Genomic DNA, 25,927 nt, shown 5'->3' with positions numbered 1-25,927 from the left:
GAAGGCGATTGTGCTATTTTACCGGCTCGATGTTCATCGGTCAACCGTTCCAGTGCATATATTGGCACGGAGGCAGAACGAATCGCGAAAGGAGAACGAACGTTAAATGAAATCAGCCCACCACGATTCACGCAGGGCGCTCCAGCTCGAGCGCGTAATCCTTTTCAGCGACGCGGTTTTTGCTATCGCAATCACACTGCTGATCATTGAAATCAAAGTGCCGTCCATGCACGATGGCATAACGAACGAAACCGATCTTCTCTGGGCCGTCGCACGTCTGGCCCCGAAGTTTCTCGGTTTCCTTATCAGCTTTTTGCTGGTCGGCATGTACTGGACGAGGCATCACGTGCTGTTTGGGTATGTGATCGACTACACATCCAAACTACTCTGGCTCAACCTTCTTTTCCTGCTCTCCATAGTGCTGATGCCATTCAGCACAGGCATTTTCGGCGAGTATTCCACACCCAAAACAATTCACTACATCACTCCTCTTGCAGTCTACGTTCTGAATTTCTGCTATTCGGGATTCACGCTCTTTTTACTCTGGCGGTACGTGGGGAATCCCGCAAACAGAGTCAGCGATGATTCCCTCACGCCTGAAATCACACGAGCCGCCAAAACACGCGCGGTCGTCATCTCCAGTGTTTTCGCGTTGACGATCCCCGTCGCTTTCATAAATCCCTGGGCGGCCAGGTACGTGCCCATCCTGATTCCTTTTGTTCTCCGGCTGGTGAATCGGGGGAAGAGGAAAGAGAAACGGTAAATGAGAAGTTAATTGGTTTGGAAATAACCCGGTTAACCAATCACCAATTAACTAATCACCAGTATGCCGCTCACCAGTCCATTACTCCATATCTCCACTACTCCGATACATCCCTGCTTTTTCCCTCACCCCTTCCCATTTGAGTCCAGGTGCCCGGAAAAGTACGCGTCATAGGCGGCCATGTCAAAATGACCATGCCCGCTGAGATTGAAGAGAATCGTCTTTTTGGATCCTTCTTCCTTTGCCCTCAGAGCTTCGACAATCGAAGACTTGATTGCATGTGAAGACTCCGGGGCAGGTATGATCCCTTCGGTGCGCGCAAATGTCACCGCAGCGGAAAACACGTCGTTTTGTTCATAGGCCTGGGCTTCGATGAGTTTGTCTTTGTAGAGCCAGCTGACAATCGGCGACATACCGTGATAGCGGAGACCGCCCGCGTGAAGCGACGGCGGCATGAATTCGTGTCCGAGAGTATACATTTGAAGGAGCGGCGTCAAGCCCGCTGTATCTCCAAAATCATACCGAAATTCGCCTTTTGTCAACGACGGACAGGATGCCGGTTCGACGGCAATGACGCGAATCTGCTTGCCACCGATCTTCTCTTTGACAAACGGCAGCGCAAGTCCGCCGAAGTTTGATCCCCCGCCCACGCATGCGATCACCACATCCGGAAAAGCACCGGCCAGCTCCATTTGTTTTATGGATTCAAGACCGATCACCGTCTGGTGAAGCAGAACATGGTTGAGCACGCTGCCGAGGGAATAATTAGTGTCGTCATGCGTTGCAGCGTCTTCGACCGCTTCACTGATTGCTATGCCGAGGCTTCCGCGTGACGAAGGATCTCTTTCCAGGATTGCGCGACCCGCATTCGTATCGCGGCTGGGGCTTGGCACCACTTCGCTTCCCCATGTCTGGATCATCGACCGGCGATAGGGCTTTTGCTCGTAGCTTATGCGGACCATATACACTTTGAGTTTAAGACCAAACATGTTGCATGCGAGACTCAACGCGCTTCCCCACTGGCCCGCCCCTGTCTCTGTTGCCAGTCGTTTAATCCCTGCCATCTTGTTGTAATACGCTTGTGCGAGAGCGGTATTCAGTTTGTGACTCCCCGCAGGACTCACCCCCTCGTACTTGTAGTAGATTTGGGCGGGCGTGTCCAGGGCTTTTTCCAGCGCAAGGGCGCGATACAAGGGTGTCGGCCGGAAAGCAGCGTATGCCGAGCGGACTTCATCGGGAATCTCGACGAACCGCTCTGCGCTCATCTCCTGTGCGATAAGTGTCATCGGAAAGATTGGCGCGAGATCCTGGGGTCCTATCGGCTGATTCGTGGCTGGATGCAGGGGGGGGGCCAGAGGTGTCGGAAGGTCCGGGAGGATGTTGTAGTAATGAGTTGGAATTTCCCGTTCTTCAAGTGTGAATGAGCGTTGCATGAAACCTCCATGTGGTGTGCAATGAATGAAAGGGTGGAAAAAGGAAAAGCGTGGGTGGAGGTTCTCGCAGTGTTCAGGGTAGCCATAAACGAAAATGGTGGGAACGCTCCATTCCGCGTTTCCACCGTTGTGTTGAATTCAAATTCTTATGAATGCACGACAAGCAGTAAAGCGCGGGCTAGTGCCGGCGCCACCACCAATAACCTGCTGACAATTGATATGCCTGTTCGTGTTTCATGTTACTAAACTATAGGAATCATTTATGAGTTTGTCAAGTAGTCTGGGATTGAAGTCGACGTCTTTGAAAATGAGGCTGTCCAAAATGTAGGTCGACCTGCCCGCCCAATCTGTTCGATGTGGTCAGGCGGGAATGTCATTTCGACCACGTTGAGTTTCAAGAATAATTGATTTATCAGAATTTCCGAGGTAACCGTGAAGATCAGTCGCTTCCGCGTTGGCAGCCTGTCAACAACGATGGCGAAAGCATGATAAACATGTGGAGACATCAAGCCCTTAAGAATTACCGAGTTGACTGTCATCAAGAATCATTCTGAGGGCATTTTGACGAGGGTTCTGGCAACAAACAGCAGGATTCAGGCCGTCAGTTCTTTGGAATCCCACACCGGATACTCACTCAAGTCTCCATGCGAGGCATTTCGGTTGAATGCTGCTCGTTATTCGTGTAGATTAGCGGTGAGCCTACCTGAGAAACCATGAATACTATCCGAATTTGACTCCAAGATGAATGCTGTGGTGACGGTATTTGTGTTCGAAAGGATGCAATGGCAAAAATCAAGAAAATCGAAATAGAAGAACCCCTCGAAAAGAAACTCTCCCGTTGGTCGAAATGAAAATACTGGTTTAGGTAAGATTGTTCAGAGGCATTCATATCAGGGAAAGGAACCAACGCCATGTATGAAACATTTGTGTCTCCAGTGTTTGTCTGGGCGATAATCGGAATCATCCTCTTCATCGTCGAACTGATGAGCCTCACATTCGTCTTCGCGTTCTTCGGAGTGGGTGCCTTGATCGTCTCGCTCACCACGTGGGCCGGCATCACACCTGGAATCAATAGCCAGCTTGCGGTCTTCGCCGTTTCTTCCCTGCTCTTGACGTTCGTGTTCAGAAAAACTGCGAAGAAACGGTTCTTCGGCAGTCACGACGTGCCACCGGACTACAAAGGGGAAAAGGTCAAGGTTGTTAAAGCAATCCCCGTCGGTCACGAAGGGGCCATTTCATACAGGGGATCCGAATGGATCGCCTTCAGCGACTCTGCCGAAACGATTGGCGAAGGGAGCATGGTCGAAATTGTTTCACTAGACGGTATCCGGGCGAAAGTCAAATACATCGAACAGGCTATCTAACAGAAAGGAGTTCTTATGGATATATTCTTTCTTGTCCTTGCTGCGCTCGTGGTCCTCATGGTCATCACAGGCGTCCGTGTCGTTCCACAGCAGAGCGCATACGTCATTGAGCGTCTCGGCAAATTTCACGTCGCTCTGCAGGCGGGAATCAGCTACATCATTCCATTCATGGACAAAGTTGCCTATAAGCATACGCTGAAAGAACAGACAATTGATATACCTGAGCAGGTCTGCATCACCAGAGACAACGTGCAGGTGGGGGTCGACGGTGTGATTTTCGTGCAGGTGTTTGACCCGCAGATGGCATCGTACGGTATCAGCAATTACATGTTTTCGATCGTGCAGTTGTCACAGACGACGATGCGAAGCGAAGTCGGTAAGATCGATCTTGATAAGACATTTGAAGAACGGACCTTGATCAATTCGGCAATCGTCAGTGCGATCAATGAGGCCTCCCGTACATGGGGCGTGAAGATCCTTCGGTATGAAATCAAGAATATCGTCCCTCCGAAAACCGTACTTATAGCAATGGAAAAACAAATGCAGGCGGAACGCGAGAAACGGGCGATCATCTTGCAGTCAGAAGGAGAAAAACAGTCGGCCATCAACGTTGCCGAAGGGCAGAAACAGAAGGTCGTTCTTGAATCCGAAGCAGTTCGTCAGAAACAAATCAATGAAGCAGGTGGTCAGGCTGAAGCAATCCGTGCGGTGGCAAATGCGACGGCAGATGGCGTCAAAGCGGTAGCGGCTGCTGTTCAGTCCAACGGCGGAATGGTGGCAGTGCAATTGCGCGTTGCAGAAAAACTGGTGGAACAATTCGGTAATCTGGCGAAGCAGAGCACGACATTGATACTACCGGCGAACTTTGGCGACATTTCGTCTCTGATCGCTACCGCAATGTCTGTAGTGAAGAACACAAAATAGGATCCACAGTGGAAGGCAACCTTCACAATGCTCGCGCGTGGAAGAAGGTTGCCTTCTACATAGTCTGGCGAATCTTCGCTGCCCGGTCGAAGATTTCTTCTTTGCTCACTCCCGCCTCAGCATAGAGCGCAAAAATATTTTCATCCGGAGTTTCCGGCGGAATGGTGTGTGAAGCCGCGAGAATATATCCGCCTCCGTCGGCGGTCATTCCCTCCAGAAGCCGTGCAGTTGAGCGCCGGACTTGTTCGACGGTCCCCATGGGGAGAAGGTCCACGGTATCCACCCCTCCCATGAAAGCCAGCTCGCGTCCGAATTCCTTCTTTAATCCGAGCGGGTCCATTCCGGGACAATTGCATTGAATCGGGTTCAGAACGTCGACTCCCATCTCGATAAGATCGGGAATAATGGGGCGCAGAGAACCGCAGCAATGGTGGGCAACCCACAGATTCGCTGCTTTCCCAACATCGAAGACACGTTGCAGCTCGGGCCTGATCTGCTCGCGCCACATCTCCGGGCTCATCATCAATGCATTTTGAGCAGCGACATCATCCCCCGACCAGAGCCAATCGAGCGGAAAACGCTTGCAGGCTTGCTCGGCTAGTGCGACTGAGAAATCCACGCTGCGTTTGAACATCTCGCATGCAAGCTCTTTGTCGATGACCATGTCCATCAGTGCATTCCTCATCCCGCGTAACCTGAAGTACATCTCGAATACGCATGGGGAGACGTCACAGCCAATGAACCAGTTCGAAGAATTCTCGAGCAGAGGAAACATCTGGCTTAGTAGTTCTTCCTGATGGCGCGATGGAAATTGATAGGAGAGGATCTTCTCGCGTGATGCGTTTTCGAGCGGAAATTCGGCGATCTGATTGAAATACCCGCTCTTCTTCCACCGGATTCCCCAAACGTCTGTGTGCCCCTCCCCCTCGCGCTCATGGACGACCCCCTCCATAGCGTAATTGTTGTTCACCCATGTCTGGCGGACATCGTTTCCCATCGCCTCACCGACATAGGAAGAAGGGATCTCAAGGAGCATGGAGAGATGCCTCGTTGTCTCGGGGTGAAACCACATAAAGATGGGAACGCGATCGACGGGTTTGCGCTCCAAGGCTGCATGTACGCGTTCTTTTGAGGTCATGTGTGTCGATTTTTGGTAGGACGGGCTCCGTTACGTCCTGGTGAGTTTAGTCACGACGGAGCGTGACCCACCACCGGAAACTAGAAACTCCTCGCCGCGCCGATCATCGCCTTCAAATTCTCGGGTGGTGTGATGGGTGGAATTGCACAGCCGGCGTTGAGAATGAAACGGGGGGTATCAGCAAAGATGGTCAACAGCTCCCGCGTTTTTTCTTCCACAAGCTGAGGAGTCCCAAGTGCCAGAACGCCGCTGGGATCGATGTTCCCGATAAACACTGTCCGATCCTTCATCTTCGCATGTGCCAGAAGTGCGTCCGTCTTGTAGTCGAGTTCCAGGCCGTCTGAGCCTGTCTCGAGCATCGCATCGATGATCCGGCTCGTGTTGCCGCAGATATGAAGGAAATAGGGAAGCCCGACCGAGTGGGACTTGTCGACAATAGTTTTTTCATACGGGAGCGCGAACGTCCTGAACATCGCGGGTGAAATCAACTCAGGACCCGCGACACTGTCTCCGTTCGACGTCATATGAGCGCCGGTTTCAGACATCAACTGAACGAATTGAAGCGTGATGGCGGTGGAGTACTCGAGGAGCTTATGGATAAGTTCATGGCAACTCTCGTTTGCCAGATCGAGCATCCACGGCTCGAGTCCCCGGATCAGGCTGGCGAGCGTGAAGGGAGACTGGTCGCAATTGCCCCGCACAAAAATCTCGTCGCCGAAATAGTTGCGGAGAATAGTCACCGCTTCAAGCCAGACCTGCACGCTGCGGTAGTTTCGAATATCGACAGGCGGGAGATCGTTGACCTCTTCGAGCGTGTGGATGCGGACACCGGCTGCCTGCGAGGGCTGATCAACCGGAAAGTCTATCGGTACACCCGCAGCCCCGGCAAGCGTCACGGTATCGACATCGACAATGATGCCGTCGTATTCATATTTCTCGACCGACTCGATAAATGCGCGGGCCATTGTGTTCGGATCGCTCCGGAACTGCTCCATCGTCAGGCCCGCCTCGCGTGCCGCCATCATGAAACTATGAAGCATCACCGGGGTCGTGTCCGCTTGCTTCCCCTGAAGCGCCGCCATCATCCGCTGGTATCCGTTCATCGTGCACCCTTTTCTTTTTGAAGGAGGTTCAGGAGAACGGCGACAAGGATGATTGTTCCTCGCGCAACGTGCTGCCAGTATTCACTGACATTCAGAAGGGTCATGCCGTTCATCATGACGCCGAGGAACACGACGCCGATCAGCGTCCCCCAGATTCTTCCAACCCCGCCCAGAAAGCTCGTGCCCCCGATGATAACAGCGGCAATCACATCCAATTCCCAACCCTTGGCGGTCGTGGCGGTCCCCGACATAATTTCCGACGAGACCATGACGCCGCTGAGAGCCGCAAGAAAAGCCGTAATCCCGAACACCATTGTCTTCACACGCCGTACGTTGATGCCGCTGAGCCGTGCTGCCTCAGCGTTTCCCCCGACCGCATAAACGGAACGGCCAAACGAGGTGTAGTTCATCAGGAATTGCAGGACTGCAAACGTGAGAAGAAAGAGAATCGCGGGGAAAGGAATGCCGAGCACGTAGCCCCCGCCGATGAAATTGTACCAGGCGGGAAACGGTGTCAGCGGAAAACCGTTTGTGATCAGCTCTGCCGCACCGGAAAGCCCCGTCATGAGAGCGAGGGTGGTGATAAAACTAGGCACCTGATAGCGGTTGCGCATGAACCCGGTAAACGCCCCGAAGAGAAAACCAATACCGAGGGTCACAACAATTGAAACGGTGATCGCAAAAGAGATCGGAAGTGATGCCCATTCACCCCCCAGCTTCTGCGTGAGAAATGCTGTAAGGCAGGCAGCGAATGCCACCGCAGAGCCGACACTCAGGTCGATTTCTCCGGAAATGATCACCATGGTCATGCCGAACGCAATGACCCCCTGCATCGATATATTCCGCAGAATGTTAAGAAGGTTGTCTGCTGTCAGGAACCCGGAAGCCGTGAAGGCAAGTATGATGCAGAGCAGGACGAGAATGACCTCGAGAATGCTTGAACTGATGAATAACCGGAGTCGTGGAGAGATGATCATGCTTCCTCTTTCATACAGGCGGCAAACAAATTCTCAAGGGATATTTCATCGGGCCGAACGCTGGAGACGATCTCCCCTTGCCGCATGATCAGAATACGGTGACAGATATCGAGCAGCTCCTCGAGCTCGCTGGACACGACGATACAGCTGATTCCCCGTTTGCTCATGTCCCAGATGATCTGAAACATCTGCTGCTTCGCTTGGACATCGATGCCGCGCGTCGGCTCATCGAGAAGAACAAGACGAGGCTGTGTGTTGAGCCATTTTCCGATGACCACCTTCTGCTGGTTCCCGCCGCTGAGGAACGCGATAGGGGCTTCAGGGTCTGCAACGGCAATGTCGAGCTCGCGGATATTGCGCTCGACAGAGACCTGTTCGCGTGCGCGCGTCAGGAAGCCGTGTGAAGAAATTCGGTTCAGGCTCGCAAGACATGCGTTGATCCGGGTATTCAGTATCTGCACGAGGCCCTGGTCTTTTCTGTTTTCTGGAGTCAGAACGACACCAAGGTCTTTCATCTGGCGGGGGTTCGAAGGGCGGATGCTGCGTCCGTCGATGAGCAGATCGCCCGCATCAGCCGGATCCGCTCCAAAGAGCGCCCTGAGGAGCTCTGTTCTTCCCGAGCCGAGAAGCCCGGCAATACCAAGTATTTCCCCCTTGTGGAGGGTGAAATTGATATTCTCGAAGGCGCCTCGCCGTGAAAGCGAACGCACTTGGACAAACGGCTCGGTACGGGGAACGAGATCCGCGGGCTTGACTCGCTGAACAACCTCTCCGAACATCATATGGACAATCGTTGAAGGCGTTGCTTCCGCGATGCCAATGGTACCGACGAGTGAGCCGTTACGAAGGGCCGTGATGGTATCTGCGATTTCCCGGAGTTCCTGCAGCCGGTGTGTAATATAGAGCAAGACAACGCCGCGTTTCTTCAGTGATCGCAGCAGTTCAAAGAGGCGCTCGGTTTCTTGCTGGGCAAGGGCGGAGGTGGGTTCGTCGAGTATCAGAATCGACGGTTCGTACGACATCGCTTTCGCGATCTCAACGGATTGCTGCTGTGCAACGCCGAGCGTGCCTGCGTGCGCGTTGACGTCGAGAGCGACTCCAAGACCGACAAGAATTTCTTCCGCGCGCGATTGTACGCGCTTCCAATCGACCATTGAAGCGCCAAAACCTGATTTCTTCGGGAGGCGACCGAGGAGGATATTTTCCCCGACACTGAGCTCCGGGACAAGACTGAGCTCCTGGTGCACGGCGACGATGCCGCGCTGCAGGGCGTCCCGGGGTGATTGAAGCGACACTTCCTTGCCGTCAACAAGAATGGAGCCCCGGGTAGGTCGCGTTGCGCCGGCAATGAGCTTGACGAGCGTGCTTTTTCCCGCGCCGTTCTTTCCGATGAGGGCATGAATCTGCCCGCCGGCAAACGAAACAGTTACGTCGTTCAGAGCGACAGTTCCCGGGTATTCCTTGCGAAGGGAAAGCGTCTGGAGAGTGTGGATCTGAGTACTCATGCCGGAGGATGCGCCGCTATTTGCTCAGCTCCTTCAGACGTTCTTTAAATTGTTTCACCTCATCAGGTTTTTCGCGCGTCAGCAAGAAACCGGGAAGAGATACCTTTTTTTCGACCTTCTCTCCCTTGAGGACTTTTACAGCGAACTCGATTGTCATCGATCCGATTTCAAACGGACGCTGGCCGGTGGTTGCCTGGAGAATGTTGACGTCATCGAGCAGAAATTCCGCGAGCTGTTCGCTCGTATCTGTGCCGAATACGGCTACTTTTCCAGCCTTTCCGGCGTTTTTCACGGCCATCACTGCCCCCACGGTGCCCCCCTCGTTCGCAGCCCAGATGACGTGAACATCAGGATTGGCGGTGAGGATATCTCCCACCTTCTTGACCGCTTGCTCAGGAAGCCACGCGTCTTGTTCGGACACAATCGTGACGCCGGGGAGCTTTGTGATCTCGCTCTTGAACCCGTTCGAACGCAATGAGCTCTGTTCGGGGAGTTGCGACTGAAATGCCAGGATAGCGACCTTCGCCTTGCCCCCAAATTTACTTTCGATGTACGCCCGAGCGGCCCTTCCTGTTGATACCCCGATATCGAAGTGATCACTTTGGATGGAAGCGACGGCGACATCACTCTCGAGTATCATATTATGTGCAATCACCGCGATCCCCTTGTCGCGAGCCCGTTCGAGAGCGCTCACAGACGATTTTGAGCTCAGGGGGGCGATTGCGATCGCATCGACTTTGTTGGCGATGTAGGTGTTGATCAGCTGGACTTCCTTGTCCGGTTTGTTGTCGCTGTTTGCTTCGAGCAACTCGACCCCGTTCTTCTTTGCCGCATCACGCATGCCGAAGACAACAAGGCGAAAGAATTGATCTTCCTGAAAAACGATTCCCGCAATTCGTTTTTGGGATGGCTGCCTGCTGCAACTGAAGAGCACCAGGCCGGCGGCAAGGAGGAGTACAGGGAGAATGACATTTCGGTGCATGGGAGAGGCGCTTTCTGTATTGATCTCTCTGCTATTGGGTCAACTCTTTGAGGCGCTGCTTGAATTTCCTGATATCATCCGGTTTCTCTCTGGTGAGAAGGATCCCGGGAAGCGATGTCTTCTTTTCGACAGGTTGTCCTTTCAGAGCCTTCACGGCCGCGTCTGCGGCCATGGAACCGATTTCGAACGGCTGCTGGCCGGTGATCGCCCGGAGCACACCATCGTCGTCGAGCAGGAAATTCGAAAGTTGATCACTGATATCGGTGCCGAACACACAGACCTTTCCCGCTTTGCCGGCATTCCGCACAGCCATCACGGCTCCAACCGTTCCCCCTTCGTTCGCGGACCACACGATGTCAATATCCGGATTTGCGGTCAGGATGTCCCCGACCTTTTTCGTTGCCTGCTCGGCAAGCCAGGCATCCTGTTCGGAGACGATCGAAACGCCGGGAAGCTTGAGGACTTCGTCCCTGAAGCCATTGATCCTCATGATCGCCTGCTCCGGAACCTGCGATTTGCCCGAGATGATCGCGATTTTTGCCTTCCCCTTGAGAGTATGTTCAATGTAGGCGCGAGCGGCGCGCCCTGTCGATGCCCCCAGATCAACCTGGTCGCTCTCGACAAATGACGCAGCAAGGTCTCCCTCGACGGGCGTGTTGTAGGTGATGATGGTGATGCCTTTTTCATGAGCGCGTGTCAGCGCTGCAACCGAGGCTCTTGCGCTGAGGGGCGAGATGACAATGGCATCCACCGCATTCGCGATGTAGGTGTTGATGAGCTCAACTTCCTTGTCTGGTTTGCCGGCGCTGTTCGCCTCAAGAAGCTCAACGCCGCTCTTCTTCGCAGCGTCGCGCATCCCGAACAACACGAGACGGAAAAACTGGTCTTCCTGAAAAACAATCCCGGCGATCCGTTTTTTCGGTTGTTCCTTCTGTGTCGTGCTGCACCCCGCAACTGCCAGGATCGCAACAATGACAAAAGTGCAGACAATACATGTTTGTCTCATATGCCAGCCATTACTCATGAGGATTGTTCCGTGGTCTTTTGCTCGACGCATTGACAATTGTCAATTGACCGTTCGCCATTGACAATTATGTCTCCTCACGTGACGCCTCATAGTTGATCTCGTGCGGCGACCTCCACCCACGCCCCGTCTTTCTTCTCCAGTCCGTTGGGTTTCAAGCCGTACGGCTGGGGGAGCGCCGCGTTCGAGAAATCCATGAACTCGATGCGGTACGGGATGATCTTGATGAGAATGTACTCCGCGTTTTCCGGTCCGCCGGGATACATATCGCTCCAGTACGACCTCCAGTACTTTCGCTTCAACTCGGTATCGCTGTCGAGTACGGCCTTGCCGACGATCGAGACATAGGCAGTGCTGCGCGGGTTGAGAAACGTGAGCGTCACTTTGTCTTGCTTCAGGATCTCGCGGACTTTGCGCGAATACGGGCTTGCACCGAGCCACAGATTGAAATCCGCATCGGGCGGGAACGGATGCATCAAGCGCGCGTTGATTTCACCCGATTCCCCATGGCTCATGAAGAAGCAGTAGTCGGCTTCTTTCATGATCTCACGTGCGACTGCGAGCAGCTTGTCCGGTTGTTGAGCTCCCATACACGGGGCCTTTCTTCTTGTTCGTTAATGATATGTCGTTGTTTTCAAATTTTCCTACGGCCGATCCGGCACGATCCGCCGGAACGAATCCTTATACAATCCGATTTTGTCGATGGGAAGAGGCTTGAATCCAAGGGCAAAGGCTCTGGAGCTGCTCTTCAGGCGGAAATCGTTCCTTGCCAGGTTTTCGAAGCCGGGATCCCCGGTGATGAAGGTGTTCTGCCTGAACTCCTCTTTAATGCCTTGATCTGCACTGGTATAGAGTACATAGCCATCTTTTCTGTCAATGTCCAGATAGTATGTGTCCCATCCCTTTTGATCCTTTTGCTGACGGCGGCAAATGGCGGTATCTGCGATGAGGTTGTCTCGCATGGTCACGACAGAAAAATCAAACGCGTTGGAATCATAAAAGTCGATCCAGCGCCCGCCATACGAAATGTTGCGGATTACTTTGTTGTTCAGGGGAAAAGCGGGGTTTCCCTTGTCGAGCGTCAAGAGCTCAGGATAGCGTGTGCTGTAGGGAGGCTCCTGATACTTCATACTCCTCAACTCTTCGAACAGGAGTGGCTGCGTTCCGTTGAAAAAGTAGCCTGCCCAGCTGAGCCCGCGGGCATCGAGGTGTACGGACGGCGCACACTCGATAAAGATGTTGTTCTCCACGGTGTTGTCGCGCCCGCCGCCGATCATCGCCGATCGACCGGATTTGTAAAATACATTGCCGTAGACGGTGAACCCGCTTGCCCAATCATCAAGGTACACAGCCATCACACCGTGCAGTCCCGGCCCCAGCAGGTGATGAAAATAGTTGTACCGGATAACGTTGCCGCGCCAGGTCCAGTCCCGCCCGGTGTGCAGCGCGCCCGCATCTCCAGATTCCTGACACACACGATACACTTCATTGAATTCAATCAGGTGATCGTTGCCTCTCAGATAGATGGCTTCAAACGGAGCGTCGTGAATGACGTTGTGCTGGACTTTCGCTCCCACGCCGTCCACAAAGACAGCGTACTGTCCTGTTCGAACCCACGAGCTGTAATGGTGAATGTGATTATTTACCGCAAAATTGTTTCCGGGGACGAGCGTCCTGCGATCGCCCCCTTTGAGGCGGATAGCTGCGAGTGAGAGATTGTAAAGATCACAGCTCTGCACTCCGTTCTCCGTCCCGCCATCGATGGTCACGGCCTCGTTGCCAAGGAAACGAAGTGTGCAACCCGCAATAAGATTGTGGCTGCCCCCCTTAACAACGACACCGCTTGATCTTCCCTGTTCGAAAGTGAATCGGGCAAGCGTAATGAAGGAGGTGCTGTCCAACGACACGATCGGCTCTTCGAGCATGGAGACAGACGAAGATCCTTCCGTCATCGCGTCGGGAGGCCAGAAGTACAAAAGTCCGTGCTTCCGGTCGATGTACCATTCACCCGGCGAATCGAGTTCCTCGAGTATATTCAGAAAATAGTACCGCTGATTCTTGGTGTACCCGTAGTGATGGTGGGGTTCCTGCAGGGTGATTTCGCTGGAGATGGTATCGATGGATTTCACTTTCTGGAACGCGTCGCTCCAGTCCCACGTCCAGTACCCATGAAGATAAATCTCATTCTCCGATGACCATCGCTTGGGCCGGTCGCCGTCGTAGGTGATCCTGCCGTAGTGTCTGCCGACCGGAACGTTGTTGAATCTCTTTTCCCGTTCAAGCCCTTCGTTGAATCGCTTTGTCCCCGTCTGCGGAACATCCGCAATGAGAAGCCATTCCTTGTTCGGCCATCGCGCGAGGGCCATGCGGGCCCCCTTGAAAAACAGCTCCATGCCCGCGCTGCCGCGTTGGGAGATCTCACCGTACTGATCGATTCCCTGCGCTTTCAGGTCGGTGACAACAATCTTCTTTCGGTAGTTTGGATCGATTCGATTGAGAACGGATGGGTCGGTGACGGGATGAAAGCCGCCGATGTCTTTTCCTCCGGTCAAGACAACCTCTTCGCCGGTATAAGCTTCCCACACGAGGGGAGCGTTCTTTGTTCCTGAATCTTCAGTGGAAAGGGAAAGTGAGCGTGAGAGGCGATACAGACCTCCCCGCACCCGTACGGTGACGCCGCCCGCCGGCAAGCCTTCGCGTTGTTTGAGTTCTCTGATCGCGTCGCGTACGCGGGTGAATGTTGCAAATGGCCCGTCCGTGAGATTTCTGTTTGAGGTGGCCAATAATCCGGACCAGGAGTCATCTCCGGTGGGGGCAACGTAGAAGACCCGCGGTTGTGCCTGGCCGACGGCTTGAAGACTGAACATGAGGCACAGAATGGCTGTGTTTGTCAGGTACTTGAAGGTGGTCATGAGAGATTGCCTCGGGACGTTTATACTGTCTCGAATTTACATTTTCTTAGGTGAGAGATGCAAGCAGAGTAGCCCGAAATTCATTTCGACGATGTTGAAAATACTGTGGGTGGGATGCAAGCAGAAGGGAGGTATTTCGACAATGAAATTTCGCTTCAGGCTGTGGCATGCAAAACGTCATCCGGGTTGTTCGGATGGCATGTACGCAAGTACCGACAGCCATGAAGATTGCACTCTCTCTAGTAAGGGGACCTTCTTGCGGAAGAAATCCCTATCCTGCCAATGCCACTTCCACAGCATGCTTCGCATGAATACTCGTCGTGTCAAACATCGGCACGGCGACATCTTTTTGTTTCACCAGCAGCGGGATTTCAGTGCATCCCAATACAATTCCTTGCGCCCCTCGCTTCACGAGGTTACTAATGATGCGGACGTATGCGGCCCTTGACGGTTCCTTGACTTCTCCCTGGCACAGTTCATTGTAAATGACGCTGTGGACAATTTCCCTTTCATCGTCCCCTGGAGTCAAGACCTTCAGTCCGAACTTCTCTGACAATCGCCCTCTGTAAAAATCCTGCTCCATGGTGAATTTCGTGCCCAACAGACCAACGGTGTGCAGGTTTTGCAGTTGGATTTGCTTTGCCGTTGCGTCCACGATATGGAGGAGCGGAATGCTGATGCTCGCCTGTACATCATCGGCCATTTTGTGCATCGTGTTTGTGCAGATAACAAGCAACTCTGCTCCGGCTTTCTCGAGGCTTTGTGCGGCGCTCACCATGAGCTCTGTCAATTCATCCCACTTGGCCTGATGTTGAAGTCGTTCAACCTCCTCGAAGTCCACAGAGTAGAGGATGCTTTGTGAAGAATGGAACCCCCCGAGTTTTTGTTTCGTCGTCTCATTGATGATTCTGTAGTATTCGAGCGACGACTCCCAGCTCATGCCACCGATCAGGCCTATTGTTTTCATCATGGTATTTCCTTTGTCAATCGTACGCCAGCCGTGTCTTTTCATCCGTCAACGTCGGCTGAATCAACTCTCGCCATTCGGGTGTATCCCAGGTTCCTAACACCGTATGAACCTTGTAGTATTTTTCGGGGATGGGATGCGTGCCAACCACCACCTTCAGGCCGTACTTCGCAGGAATGAAGTCACGAAAGTGAGCAACGTGGGGGCAGGGGGGATAGCCTACGATCATACCCGTTGCAAAGTGGATGACCTGCGCTCCATTTTTCTTCATCTCTTCAGGAGCAGATTCTATGTTGCCACCAGGGCAGCCATCGCACGTGGTGAATCCAACGAGCTCGACTTCTTTGTTTTCGTACACACTGAATGCCCCTTCCCTGTGGGACAGGGCGCGGAAGCACTTCCCGCCGGCGCACGTATGATAGCGATGACAAATGATGATCCCTATTTTCGTCTTGCCGACCATGGTGTTTTCCTTTGATTGTGACTTGCTTACCATCTCGGAATGCATGTGACACACGAAGATTTGTATCTGTCAGGATAAACATGCCTTGACGACCTGTTCAGCCAAAACCCGGCATCGATCTTACCGTGGGACGTCAGTGCAACCGCTCTTCGTGATTGACGATCGTGCCACTGATGATTTCGCGGACCGCATCATCAATATTCTGGGTGTGGGTAATGATCGGCTTGATCTTTTCGTCTGTGATATGCTGGTACGCGCCGAATCCCATCCCGCGGGCGACCAAAATCTGGCAGTCCACCACATTCGCCGTCATCGTGCGGTGTTTCCCTTGTGAATGTTCGTCAAGGCCATGCCCGGGTCCATGATGCTCGTGCTGTTGATCTCCCCCGGCAAACGTGTGATGCCCCGCCTTCTCCCGGCGTTCGCGATTCGTCACGGCCCCATTGGCAACCGTGAGAACTTCGTAGTAGCGGGCCCGCCCGAAATGCTGACTTATGGTGGTCCCGTCGTCAGTAACGAATGCAACTTTCATATTTTTCGTGTCCATCGCACTTACCCCTTCTGATTATCCTTCATTGTTTGTTTTCTTGAAAAGAAAGCGGGCACAGCCGTCCCACCAGGAATCATTGAAGCCCTTTTCTCGCAATGTCCAGAATTCTATCAGCTCAATTGTCGCCTGAGAGAACTGCCCTGGGCCTTACTTCTTCAACACGGTCGCCAACACCTTCTCTTTGTCTATCTTTTTCGTACAGAAGAACCAATCGTAACACGTCATGTCCTGCTTGTTTTCCATTCGCTCTTTCGCCACCCCGCACGATCCAGCGGTCGGGACGATGACATCGTCGCCGGGACGCCAGTCGGCAGGCGTCGCAACGCCAAACGCGTCGGCTGTCTGTAGGGCGATAATCACGCGATATAGTTCATCAAAGTTTCTTCCCAGACTCAAGGGGTAGTATATGACGGCGCGGATCATTCCCTTCGGGTCGACGACAAACACTGCGCGAACCGCCTTGGTGGAACTCTCACCCGGCTGGATCATACCATACTTCTTCGCGACCTCCATCGTGATATCTTCGATCAGCGGGAAATTGACCTCCACGTTCTTCATGCCCTTATACTCAATCTTTTCCTTGATCGTGCGCAGCCAGGCGATGTGGCTGTACAGGCCGTCGACTGAAAGCCCCACCAACTTACAGTTCGCTTTCGCAAACTGAGCCTCCATCGACGCGAATGTCATGAACTCAGAGGTGCAAACAGGCGTGAAGTCGGCAGGGTGACTGAACAGAATGACCCAACTCCCTGAATACTGTTCCGGAAAATTGATTTCCCCCTGGGTAGTGACAGCTTTGAATGCAGGGGCTTTTTCCCCTATGCGAGGCATCGTTGCTGGCTTTCCTTCGGTGTTCGTTTCCATGAATTTATCCTCCTCAATGATATGCGCCATCGGATGTATATTAGGCAAATGGTGGCGTTACACAGTTGCCCTGGATTTAGAGACTCCTGGATCCCCCAGCGGGTGCCCTCTCCCTCGAATCGCTCAGCTTCGCTTGCTAATTCTGGCGGGGATGTGGGTACGACTCGCGCTTGCTCATGGTTCGTTCAGCCGTGTTGCCCGCGCCGGCATTGACCCGACCAGCTTGAAGGTACCACGTGCGGTGACGCAGAGGCGGTCATTTTGCGTGATCGTCGCATGCACCCAACAATGAGTTCCACGCCGGGAGGTAACACATGCGCTGATGGTTATCCCAGTATAGATGGGAACCACTTCGCGGTACCGAATATCCATTCTGCACGTCAGCGGATTGCCTCCGAACGCGCTGTGCAGGCATCGGATCATCGTCGCGTCAAGAAGCGTCGCAATGATACCCCCATGCACGATCCCATCGTAGCTTTGATGCACACTCCCGATCTCAGCCCGGCAGGTCGTATTGATCCCGTTCGAATCGAAATGGAGTCTCAAACCCTGTTCATGAGCCGGAGCACATGCAAAACATTCGGCGTGGAAGTCTTGCGAGCCGCGCTTTGTTGTCGAGGCGGTACTGTGTGCGAGGTCTTTCATTTTCACCATCCCAACAGATTAACCACAAGTCCGATCATCAATCCGAACCCCAGGTTGAAGCCTTTTATTTTCAGCGAGTCTTTGACAGAATACGCCAGCATGGGCAGCATGCCATGACCATCCTGCACAATTGAACTCGTCAACAGAATCGAAAAGGGGATGAGCCCGCTTGCATACATGGTCACGACGATGAGGTGAGGACCGGATTCCGGTATCAGGCCCACGAGCGCTACGAGAAACAACATTGTGAGCGTGTGCTCGGAGACGAACACCTGGAGATCCCAGTACTGCATCCCGAACTCGATTGCCATCAGAGCGAAAAACGTCCAGAGAACTGTTTTCCAGAGATGTCGTTTGATAATATGCCGCCAGACGTGCTCTTTGAGATAGTGGGCAGCCCCCTCGGCGTTTCTATGGATCAATTCCGTTCCGCAGTCATGGCATGTGCGGATATGCCACCGCCGGACAAGCTGATCCGTCATCCATCCAATCAAGATCCCCAGCACCAGCAGAATTCCAATGAGAATCACTGCAGTCCTCGGGAACATTGCAAGCATGACAAAGGCCTCATCGCCCGAGACTGCCGCCATTGCCCCGGCAAGGGCGCCGAAACTGATCATGCCATGCATGTACAGCGAGACGTTTGTGAACGCCCCGGCACAGCCAGGGATTGCTCCGACCGCCGAAGCAAGGACATACTGCCTCCAGTGCTTTCCCCTCATCAAGAACGGCCCAACCCGTCCCCTGGTCCAGAGATTGACAAGATCCACCCCCACCATCATGACGAGCACAAGGACCGAAACCTGCACAGATTCGAGCGCCACCCTCACAACCAGATCACTCACTGCGACCACCCCCTCCGTTTGCATTTGGGGCAGTCTTTCTGTTCAACCGAAGATCTTGAGAACTGCCAGCTCCGGTTACAGTTTCTGCATTGGAATTCGGACAGCTGATCCGTCCGGAAGTTGCCCCCCTCAATGCGGATCGCTTTGCCGTTCACAATTGCCCCCACCAACGTTTGGCGCGCCTTTTCAATAATTCTTCCAAATGTCGCGCGCGAGATTTTCATTTTCGCCGCGGCTTCTTCATGCGAATGCGCCTTCAGATCGGCCAGGCGGAGCGCTTCAAACTCATCAATCGTGAGGACAACTTCATCGAGCAAGGACATTGGTATGCCCTGAGGTTTGAAGTATGTGAACCCTGGAGTATGTGTCACACGCCGGAATTTCGGGGGCCGGGCCATCTTATGATCACGAGAATATTCTGAGAAGAGGTGATTATGGGTATATGCTCATAACCAATGTAAGCGATTTCTCCCTTGGTGTCAACTCAAGACAACACACTGCTTGTGGAACACCGCATCGATCCCCGTTTACCAACACACATCGGCAGGGCTGATCAGCGTCCCGGCCAGAACGACCGCGTGGGTTGCAGGAGGATTGTTCTTTTCCTCTTTGATGATGCTGAGCCCCGACGAATAGGCTAATCCTGTCAAGCCTTGTGCACGGAGGAACGATGTGAAATTCCTGTAATGTTCGGGCCCGGCGACATACTCGATCAATTCATTCACAAAGCCGGCAACAGTCCTCGGCTGCGGGGCCAGATAGTCAACAATGATGATCTCATGAACTGCTTTCGCAAGCTCTACCAGGATGGCCTGCCGCAGGCTCTTGTCCATTTCGTGTACTACATACGTGAGCACCGCGTAATCAAAGCGGTTTGTCTTCTGCTCAAGGAACCGGAAGATATCGCAGTGATGAAACGATACGTTTTCCGCCGGGTGTCCTGCGATTTTGCTGTTTGCTCTGTCAATATTCCTCTTCGAAAGATCGACGCCATCGATTCGCTTGCATTTGTCCGCAAGCTGGAATGCCATGCGCCCCGTCCCGCACCCAACATCTAATACCGTCGACTGAGGTCGAACGATATCTCTCACCCTTGCGAACAAATCGTCCTGGTGTGGGGCGATGACAAGGTCGTAGAAACACCCGTCGTACCAATGATCTTTGTTTTCAGTCATAGTGAAGTCCCTGATGCGACTGACACTTTGAGATCCCTCTGAGCATCAGCATCCTCCCTGGGCCTTCTTCGCTTTCTTCGGTTCCTTCGCCCCTTTCTTCTTGTTCTCCGCGATCAGCTTGAGAATATCTTCTCGCGCCTTTTCACGGAAAGCCTTGACATCTCCATCCCATCTGCTTCCAGTCATAATGAAAGATCCGGGTGAGAGGATGGTCCTGTCAAATGCACCAAACCCTCCCTGTAGCACGGCGAGATTCTCGTAGCCAAGTTCCCGCAGTAGCAGATAGGCAGTGCGCTCTTGTCCCTCGTCATCGCCAATCAGGACCTTCTTGATGTGCCGCCGAGACAGAGTCGGAATCAAATCCTTGCCGAACAGGTCGCGGAGCGCAATGTTGTCCGCACCTGGCAATGAATGGCTCGCAAATGCGCCGGGGGAGCGGAGGTCGATGATCCGAATGTTCGGCTCACGATCGACGATCCGGAACGCAAGCTCGTCGACATCCATCACTGTTACAGGATGTGAGGCGGCATACTTGGGATCGGAGACTTTGTTGACGAGATGGGTCTTTCTATCCGGTAGCACAATAAAGAGTAAGCCCAGGGCGAAAATGCCGGATCCTGCGGCGACATGCTTCCACGATTTGAATTCGAAGGAAGGCGCAGAAGTCCTGTTGACCCGTTTTTCGATGAGCGTCGTTACTGCAAACGCTCCTACAGCGATGGCAATGAGCAGGAAGGCGAACAACCCCTGAGATAATCCAAGTGAATCGAACACCTTGATGGAGCCGAGAGATGTCGAGTCGTAGAAGCTGCCATACAGTGAGAAGAGCTCTCCAAATGCAAACACTCCGACAAGGCCCCCGCCGACAAAGAACATCGCATCGATTTTGCCGATGGCAGCGGCACAGATGCTTGTCCCCGGACAATAGCCGCCAAGAACGAAGCCTATGCCCATGACAATTCCGCCAACGATCGCCGGAACGAGCCATGTCGGGTTGACAAAAATTGCTTCAGTGTCCAGCAGTCCCCAATAACCCAACAGTAGAACGCCACTCATCGCTGTCACCGTCGCTGTGAAGAACACCCGGAGAACCGTGAAGTCATAGCCATAAAAAACGCCGGCGAGTCGCCGGGACGAGGAAAACCCCGCCTGTTCGAGGACGGCGCCGAAGGCAATCCCCAGCAGAAGCGCAACGACCAGATTCAGTTGATCTGATATTAGTTCAGGTACGAATGGTCCCATGAAATCACCTTCTTGCTTTCTCTTATATCCACAACTTTCGGGCAAAATATGCAACCGCATACCCCGAACCAAAAATGGCGAGCATTGTAATGAATCCAGCGGTCGAGAGCACTGCCATACCGCTCAACGCAGCGCCACTGGTGCACCCACGCGCAAATTGTGCACCAATCCCGAAGAGTGCTCCACCAATGGCGGCAAACAACCAGCGGAGCTTTGGTCGAATTCTCGGTCCCGATTCAGTTACAAACTTCACCCGGTCGGAAGCCAACCCGGAAACAAACCCACCAATAAGAACTCCGAAGACTTCAAAGACCAGCCATGATTTCATGGGGTTGTCTTTACCAGGCCCGACATACGTACCATAGAAGTGCGATCCTTCAGTGTGTTTCGATGCGACAGCGTCGACTGTCGCGACGACGATGCTTTTAATTGCGCCGCTTGCCCCCAACCCTCTTCCGGTGATAAAGATTGTCGCTAACAGTACAAGGCCGAGGAGAAAGCCGGCGAGGTAAGGATTCATGTATTTTGTATTCATGATCATTGCTCACTTTGAGAGAACAGGTTCATTGACTTCAACGCTTGCTTTCTTTTCATCCGGCTCTTTGGGCAGTTCCTCGTATCCGGTAATCATCGCTTTCAGATTTGAGGTAACGGTATGGCCGGTCGTGATAAGATACAGGTGGGCGACAAAGAACGAGATCAGGAAAAACGCCCCGATCGTGTGAGCGACGGCGATTATCTCCAGGCCTGCGACGTTCAACCCGAGCACCTCGTACCTATGTGGGTAGCGATAGAACATATAGAGCAGCCCGGAGACGACCATTACGGGGATTACAAAGGCTTTGAGCCCCGCATACACGAGCTTTTGAAGCGGATTCAGTTTGCTCAGGACTGTCTTCTTCGTAGGATGTGGTGCATTGCGGAATATGCCGAAGATATAATACTCGGCTTGAGCTCGCAGGTTCTTCCACGTTGGCAGATACTGTCTCCATTCGCCCGTCGTGAAATGCCAGAAAATCGAGAAAGCGATGAGCACCAGGAAACTAACGGCGGCAAGGTTATGGTACTTGACCGCCTGGTCGTATCCAAAAAATCGGATCGAGCCGTGTATCTCAAAACCCGTTACACCAAGAAAGACAATGAGAGCCGCCTGCATCCAGTGCCAGAATCTCTCGAATCCCCTGTAGACATATTCTCTTTTCATGTTATTTCATTTCCTTTCGTCTCCGGCTCATTACCAATCGCGCACCTCCGTGGAGAACAACGCCTGCAAGTGTAAGCGCCAGCATCCCCCCACCAAGATACTCCACCCACGGATTATGGTCTCTGCCAGGCAGGTAGAACCCCCCAAGTCCGGCCAGCCGCCCGTTCTCGCGTGAATGGCACTCGGTGCACTTCACAGTATGCTCCTTGGGTGAGACCATGTGATTGATGGGCCAGTACATCTCCGTCTCGACAAAACCGTATTTACCGCTATAGGGAAGGTTGATTTGCTTCATCCCCTCTTCAGCAGCGCGCTGCCAACTGAATTCTTTCCAGAAGCCGCCATCCCCCTGCGTGTTCGACACGGTCTTCGGTTGAATCAGGTAATGGTTTTCCGTGTCATAAATTTGTCGTGCGCGATGAATTTTCACGGGGTAGATTTTCGCGTCCAGATCCTCGTAACTTCCAAACAACTCATTGATTTTTAAGGGTTTCGATGGGTCGAGTGTATCGCCGATCAGATAATGTGACGCGGTCCCGTTGAACCAAACGTAATCCGGCTTCAACTGCTTCCCCCATCTGAACGATCCCTTGATCGACATGTAGACATCCGTCCCAGCCGAGTCTTTTTCTTCATACGGTTGTCCATCCTTCAATTTGCCTGCAGTGGACCAGTCCCAATACAGTTTTGTTGGGTTCACTTTGGCATAGATCGGGATGTGGCAGGTTTGGCAGGCGACCTTGTATGTATGCTCATTGAGAACATCATCTGCGTGAGGCATTGCCGAATGGCAGCGTTCGCATTCAACCCGGTTGCGGTTCATCGAGGAGACTGAATATGCCTTCCCCAGCATCTGATGTTTTTGCGCGGTGTGGCAATCGACACACTGCATATCAGGTCCACCAGTGGCCATGTGAACATCGATGTCCCGCGTCGGATCAAAGAGAGATTGCTCTAAATCGCCGTGCTTCACATTATTGCCACCGCCGCCAAAGAAGTGACAAGTGCCGCAATTCGTGCGGTCAGGCTTACCGACATGCTGTGCAACATAGTTGAGATCGACGGATGGATCCGGCATCCCGGCGCCATCCGTCTTCTTTAGATATGTTGAGCTGTTGTCGTGACACGCAAGACAATCGACGTTCAACGGATCCTGGAAATTGAACTTGGGGTCAGAATAACCATAACCAACATGGCACCTGTTGCAGCTCTGCTCGTTACCGGAGATGCCGATGCAGAAGTTGTTCAGGATATTTCGTTTCCCGAGGGTGCGGATGCCCTTCCCGGCGATGTATTCGGTTCGTTCCCAATTCCAATGAGTCGATTGCATCACTTCGGTATGTCGGCTATTGTGGCATGAGATGCACGCATCAGTCACATCCTGCGGCTTCGCGAATCGCTTCTTCAGTTGCGAAAACATCGAGTGGTCAACCGATGCCTTGGTCTTCTTGGCATACTGTTCGTTCAGCTTGGCAAGCGGTGTGCTCTCTGTCCCTTTTCCATTGAGGGCCAGGATGATCATACCGAGAACGAGACCAAAGACCAAGAGCCCAAAGAATAGACGTTTCATTCTTCATTTTCCTTCTTGCAGAACATCTGTCGTGTCAGTCAGGCGGCTGGGCTGATGATGGACCAATGACTTTATTCGTTCGCAGTCCCCAGCGAGCAAATACACTTTGCAGTGCAGGCAATCGCGACCCGCGCAAACATTTGTTTTGTGCTTGTATGTCCAGCAGCCCGAATCGGACGCGGTGAATGCGGGACACATTGATCTCTGTTCCATGGGACACTGCACGTTCTCCCAACAGGGGACCATGGATTGTATCCGGCGAATACCCTCGATGGAGATCTTGTGCTTACTAATTGAAGTGCGAATACACTTCAACCTCTCAATGTCCGATTGTGAGTAAATGCGTTGATTCCCGCTGCTTTTATGCGCCAGGATGAGGCCCCGGCGCTCGTAAAGCCTGAGCGTCTGTACTGAAATCTCAAGCATCCGCGCAACCGTGCCTATCGAATACAGGGGCGTTTCTTTGTTGTCAGTGTCATTCATACCTATATTTATAAATACAAGTATAGTGCCATCCATAAATCCCACATTTTAGGGACTTTCGACGGAAGATCAGATTCGATATCTCGCTCTTGGGAAATCGGACCCGAGCATTCGTCACAGTTGGCAGAATGCTGGATTTGGGAATTGGCAGAGTTCGGCAGGAAGCCTCCGAAATGAAGTCAGTGGCTTTCATGGTCGATTATCTGAGCAACCTCATTCAGCTTCAACGAACGCGGGGTATTAGCCGGCGCTTTGTACTGACTCCCCATGAACAGATTGATCCTGGAGACCTAATTTGTGCAGATACTCGATCGCGGTGAGCGCAGCGACAGTTCCATCAGCAACCGCTGTTGTAACCTGGCGATACTTCTTCTGTATCGAATCGCCGGCCGCAAACACTCCTGGAACATTTGTCTCCAGCGACGAGTTGACGACCACCTCGCCCGCCGAATTCAACCGGATCTTGCCTCCAAATCCTTCGGTGTTCGGCACATACCCGATGAAGATGAACGCACCATCAATCTCCCTTTCGGTGATTTCGCCTGTGACGAGGTTCTGGATCCTTGCTCTCTGGAGTGATTCATTGCCCATAAATTCAGCAACGGTCGACTCCATGATGAAACTTATTTTCGGATTCTGCCTGGCCTCTTCGATGGCGTGAGGAAATGCTTGAAAGTGGTCGAACTGATGAATGATTGTGACGGACCGTGCATACTTTGTCAAAGACACCGCTTCTTCGAGCGCTGAATTCCCACCACCAACAACGATGATATCTTTGTCCTGAAAGAAGTCGCCGTCGCACGTGGCACAATAGGAAATCCCTTTTCCCTTGAACTTCTCTTCCCCCGCAACACCGAGCATTCGCGATCTCCCCCCCATTGCCAGAATGACCGCAGGAGCAGAGAACGTTTCCTTACCGTTGATTTCGACGTTTTTAATCGTTCCACCAAATTCCACGCTCGTGACCGCTACGTTGGAACGGATTGTGCATCCGAATTTGGCCGCCTGCCTCTTCATCGCCGCTGCAAGTTGATAACCGCTGATACTCTCCACGCCAGGATAGTTCGCAATCTCATGGGTCAGAACCATCTGTCCTCCGACCGTTCCCTCGTTGAGGATCAGCGTTCGTTTTTTAGCCCGCGCAAGATACATTCCCGCGGTCAAGCCGGCCGGACCTGCACCAAGAACAATCACGTCGAATGAATATGCATTGTCTTCCATTGTCACTTCGCCGCCTTTGTCGCAAATTCGGCATCAAGGATTTCGGTGATTTGGCTTTTCGACTGGATGCTCGTCGTCGCGCGAACGACCTTTCCTTTGTTGAAATACACCGTGAACGGTAACCCTCGAAAACTGCTGCATTCGGGAAGGTTGCGGATCAAGTGACCGATCGGTCCATCAAACTCCATATCGCGAAATGCGACATGTTTATGTTCTCCCTGCAGTTCATCCATGGCGTCATAAACTGGAATGCACATCGGTCCCATCCGACCGCAGCAAATCATAACGTTTTCGTCGGTCTTGAGGGTGTCCTGAAATTCCTGTTCAGTGAGTATGTGCTTCAAATTCGTTTGTAGCATAGAATTCTCCTTTGGTTGGGTTTCGGATCTCATGAAGTGAGATGCACCGGGACAGAGAAGGATTCCGGATAGGAGAGACCAGCACGTCCTGTTTTCCTGAACCTTCCTGCAAGTTGCAGCATCATAGTAGAAAGTTCTGGAATGACAACATCCCATCCTGTCGATGAATACGTTCACCGTTCGTGATCTCGCGATCAGTTCAAAGAGCCTTCGG

Annotated in this window: 26 protein-coding genes; 3 read left to right on the top strand and 23 right to left on the bottom strand. The window is 52.8% G+C overall.

The genetic code is table 11. From position 1 onward, the window contains the following. Positions 1–106: 106 nt before the first annotated feature. Entirely contained in the window at positions 107–763 is a 657-nt protein-coding gene (locus tag NTU47_00920) for a TMEM175 family protein (GenBank protein MCX6132346.1), read from the top strand. A gap of 125 nt (positions 764–888) precedes the next feature. Here the strand turns inward: NTU47_00920 and NTU47_00915 are convergent, their stop codons facing one another. After that, complete coding sequence (locus tag NTU47_00915) at positions 889–2,196, bottom strand: TrpB-like pyridoxal phosphate-dependent enzyme (protein MCX6132345.1); 1,308 nt, start codon at positions 2,194–2,196, stop codon at positions 889–891. Between the two features lie 911 nt (positions 2,197–3,107). On the opposite strand from NTU47_00915, the gene NTU47_00910 reads away from it, so the two are divergent. Together NTU47_00910 and NTU47_00905 are read left to right on the top strand one after the other, a co-directional pair. Then, positions 3,108–3,560: an NfeD family protein gene (locus tag NTU47_00910; GenBank protein ID MCX6132344.1), complete on the top strand. Its 453-nt coding sequence runs from the start codon at positions 3,108–3,110 to the stop codon at positions 3,558–3,560. 15 nt (positions 3,561–3,575) lie between these two features. Further along, positions 3,576–4,484 carry a paraslipin gene (locus NTU47_00905; GenBank protein ID MCX6132343.1) on the top strand — a complete coding sequence of 303 codons (909 nt, stop codon included), beginning with the start codon at positions 3,576–3,578 and terminating at the stop codon, positions 4,482–4,484. A gap of 55 nt (positions 4,485–4,539) precedes the next feature. Here the strand turns inward: NTU47_00905 and NTU47_00900 are convergent, their stop codons facing one another. The 22 genes from NTU47_00900 to NTU47_00795 form a co-directional block, all read right to left on the bottom strand. Continuing rightward, positions 4,540–5,520 carry a hypothetical protein gene (locus NTU47_00900; protein MCX6132342.1) on the bottom strand — a complete coding sequence of 327 codons (981 nt, stop codon included), beginning with the start codon at positions 5,518–5,520 and terminating at the stop codon, positions 4,540–4,542. A gap of 182 nt (positions 5,521–5,702) precedes the next feature. Beyond that, positions 5,703–6,725, bottom strand: a complete 1,023-nt coding sequence (locus NTU47_00895) for a uroporphyrinogen decarboxylase family protein (GenBank protein MCX6132341.1) — start codon at positions 6,723–6,725, stop codon at positions 5,703–5,705. Beyond that, positions 6,722–7,702, bottom strand: a complete 981-nt coding sequence (locus tag NTU47_00890; GenBank protein ID MCX6132340.1) for an ABC transporter permease — start codon at positions 7,700–7,702, stop codon at positions 6,722–6,724. Before NTU47_00890 ends, NTU47_00895 begins: the two co-directional genes overlap by 4 nt. Further along, positions 7,699–9,207 (bottom strand): sugar ABC transporter ATP-binding protein, encoded by a 1,509-nt coding sequence (locus NTU47_00885; protein MCX6132339.1) that lies wholly within the window; start codon positions 9,205–9,207, stop codon positions 7,699–7,701. Before NTU47_00885 ends, NTU47_00890 begins: the two co-directional genes overlap by 4 nt. Before the next feature lie 16 nt (positions 9,208–9,223). Next, positions 9,224–10,189, bottom strand: a complete 966-nt coding sequence (locus NTU47_00880; protein MCX6132338.1) for a substrate-binding domain-containing protein — start codon at positions 10,187–10,189, stop codon at positions 9,224–9,226. Positions 10,190–10,220: 31 nt separating this feature from the next. Continuing rightward, entirely contained in the window at positions 10,221–11,195 is a 975-nt protein-coding gene (locus tag NTU47_00875) for a substrate-binding domain-containing protein (GenBank protein ID MCX6132337.1), read from the bottom strand. Positions 11,196–11,302: 107 nt separating this feature from the next. Beyond that, positions 11,303–11,803 (bottom strand): pyridoxamine 5'-phosphate oxidase family protein, encoded by a 501-nt coding sequence (locus NTU47_00870; protein ID MCX6132336.1) that lies wholly within the window; start codon positions 11,801–11,803, stop codon positions 11,303–11,305. A 54-nt stretch (positions 11,804–11,857) separates the two neighbouring features. Next, on the bottom strand, positions 11,858–14,125 hold the full coding sequence (locus NTU47_00865; GenBank protein MCX6132335.1) for a right-handed parallel beta-helix repeat-containing protein: 2,268 nt from the start codon (positions 14,123–14,125) through the stop codon (positions 11,858–11,860). Between the two features lie 271 nt (positions 14,126–14,396). Further along, positions 14,397–15,095, bottom strand: a complete 699-nt coding sequence (locus NTU47_00860; GenBank protein MCX6132334.1) for an aspartate/glutamate racemase family protein — start codon at positions 15,093–15,095, stop codon at positions 14,397–14,399. A gap of 13 nt (positions 15,096–15,108) precedes the next feature. Then, positions 15,109–15,555, bottom strand: coding sequence for a CGGC domain-containing protein (locus NTU47_00855; GenBank protein ID MCX6132333.1), 447 nt, complete (start codon positions 15,553–15,555; stop codon positions 15,109–15,111). Positions 15,556–15,688: 133 nt separating this feature from the next. Next, entirely contained in the window at positions 15,689–16,102 is a 414-nt protein-coding gene (locus NTU47_00850) for a NifB/NifX family molybdenum-iron cluster-binding protein (GenBank protein ID MCX6132332.1), read from the bottom strand. A 150-nt stretch (positions 16,103–16,252) separates the two neighbouring features. Next, positions 16,253–16,969 (bottom strand): peroxiredoxin, encoded by a 717-nt coding sequence (locus NTU47_00845; GenBank protein MCX6132331.1) that lies wholly within the window; start codon positions 16,967–16,969, stop codon positions 16,253–16,255. 174 nt (positions 16,970–17,143) lie between these two features. Beyond that, the gene (locus NTU47_00840) at positions 17,144–17,614 is read right to left on the bottom strand and encodes a PaaI family thioesterase (GenBank protein MCX6132330.1); all 471 of its coding nucleotides are present in this window, start codon (positions 17,612–17,614) and stop codon (positions 17,144–17,146) included. 2 nt (positions 17,615–17,616) lie between these two features. Then, complete coding sequence (locus NTU47_00835; GenBank protein MCX6132329.1) at positions 17,617–18,459, bottom strand: arsenic efflux protein; 843 nt, start codon at positions 18,457–18,459, stop codon at positions 17,617–17,619. After that, entirely contained in the window at positions 18,456–18,857 is a 402-nt protein-coding gene (locus NTU47_00830; protein ID MCX6132328.1) for a DUF134 domain-containing protein, read from the bottom strand. The genes NTU47_00835 and NTU47_00830 overlap by 4 nt, the downstream gene beginning before the upstream one ends. Positions 18,858–18,986: 129 nt before the next feature. Further along, positions 18,987–19,634, bottom strand: coding sequence for a class I SAM-dependent methyltransferase (locus tag NTU47_00825; GenBank protein MCX6132327.1), 648 nt, complete (start codon positions 19,632–19,634; stop codon positions 18,987–18,989). Positions 19,635–19,679: 45 nt separating this feature from the next. Further along, positions 19,680–20,876 (bottom strand): YeeE/YedE thiosulfate transporter family protein, encoded by a 1,197-nt coding sequence (locus NTU47_00820; GenBank protein ID MCX6132326.1) that lies wholly within the window; start codon positions 20,874–20,876, stop codon positions 19,680–19,682. Between the two features lie 22 nt (positions 20,877–20,898). After that, complete coding sequence (locus NTU47_00815; protein ID MCX6132325.1) at positions 20,899–21,411, bottom strand: YeeE/YedE thiosulfate transporter family protein; 513 nt, start codon at positions 21,409–21,411, stop codon at positions 20,899–20,901. Positions 21,412–21,420: 9 nt separating this feature from the next. Then, complete coding sequence (locus NTU47_00810; protein ID MCX6132324.1) at positions 21,421–22,080, bottom strand: cytochrome b/b6 domain-containing protein; 660 nt, start codon at positions 22,078–22,080, stop codon at positions 21,421–21,423. A 1-nt stretch (position 22,081) separates the two neighbouring features. Next, positions 22,082–23,650, bottom strand: coding sequence for a tetrathionate reductase family octaheme c-type cytochrome (locus tag NTU47_00805; GenBank protein MCX6132323.1), 1,569 nt, complete (start codon positions 23,648–23,650; stop codon positions 22,082–22,084). 723 nt (positions 23,651–24,373) lie between these two features. Then, positions 24,374–25,354, bottom strand: coding sequence for an FAD-dependent oxidoreductase (locus NTU47_00800; protein ID MCX6132322.1), 981 nt, complete (start codon positions 25,352–25,354; stop codon positions 24,374–24,376). 2 nt (positions 25,355–25,356) lie between these two features. Next, positions 25,357–25,713, bottom strand: a complete 357-nt coding sequence (locus tag NTU47_00795; protein MCX6132321.1) for a thioredoxin — start codon at positions 25,711–25,713, stop codon at positions 25,357–25,359. Positions 25,714–25,927: the final 214 nt, after the last annotated feature.

This window comes from Ignavibacteriales bacterium (genome assembly GCA_026390595.1).
Taxonomy (GTDB): domain Bacteria; phylum Bacteroidota; class Ignavibacteria; order UBA10030; family UBA10030; genus UBA9647.
This window is presented reverse-complemented; position numbering and strand designations above follow the sequence as displayed.